The 993-nt window shown below is 66.4% G+C and carries 1 protein-coding gene; it reads left to right on the forward strand.

From position 1 onward, the window contains the following. Positions 1-129: 129 nt before the first annotated feature. Entirely contained in the window at positions 130-861 is a 732-nt protein-coding gene (locus E8A74_RS51660) for a hypothetical protein (RefSeq protein ID WP_136936589.1), read from the forward strand. Positions 862-993: the final 132 nt, after the last annotated feature.

Genomic DNA, 993 nt, shown 5'->3' on the forward strand with positions numbered 1-993 from the left:
TGGAGGTTCAGTGTCCAGCACGCTCGCAAGAAGATGGGGCACGCATACCCACAGCCAGCGCATCCCGCGCTGCCCGTCGCAGCGTGAAACAGTCAAGACCCCTGTGTCGAGGAACTAGCCTCCCGCACCATGGCACGAACCTTTACCCCTGTAGATCTCGTCAAGCTCCCACTTGTCGATTCTCATGGCGCGGTCGCCCTCGCGAGCGCCGTCGAGGCGGGCGCGGCGAAGTTCAACGACCTCCCGCAAAACGTCGTCGAGGCCGTCGTTCAAATCGCGTCCGATCGCGCGGTCCTCCAGCAGGCCATTGCCAGGACGCCGGGCACCGTCGTCACGGTCAAGGAGGCCGATCGGCGAATGGACAAAGTCGGCGGGGCATTTCATGACATCCTCGTCGCCTGGGCGTCGCTCGGCGAGTTCCTCCCGCAAGGGAAAGACGCGCGTGTCGTGCTCGATCGTCTCTTCCCCGAGGGGCGTTCGTTCGTCAATCTCAAGGTGAAAGAGGAATGGGCGGCCATCGAGACCAAGCTCGCCACGGTCGAGCGCGAGGGGCTCACGGGGGTCATCGGCGGCATCGGCGCCACGCCCGTCCTCACCCTCCTCAAGGAGGTGCATACACTTTATGGCCAGGTCATCGGCACCACCGAGGCCCCCGAGGAGGCGCCGGAGCTACGGGAGAGCAGGTATGCCCTGCTCGATTCGATTCGTGACTACGTCATCCAGGTGGCTGGCACGGTGAAGCGCAACAAGCCGGAGACGGCCGCGCGGGCCGAGGCCCTGCTCAAGCCCTTGCGCGAGTGGGAGAGCACGAAGCCCGCCAAGGAGAAGCCCGAAGCCGGCGCGGGCTCCAGCGGGGCCTGATCGGCCCCTGGAAAAGCCTCGCCCCCCCTGGAGCGGGCTCCGCGCCCTACCTCCCTCTCGTTCTCGGACCACGGCCGGGGGCCATTCCACGAAGCGACAAGACCAACGAGGGCCTGCGAGGGCCTGTCTCTG

The sequence above is a fragment of the Polyangium fumosum genome, from assembly GCF_005144585.1.
GTDB classification, from domain to species: Bacteria; Myxococcota_A; Polyangia; order Polyangiales; family Polyangiaceae; genus Polyangium; species Polyangium fumosum.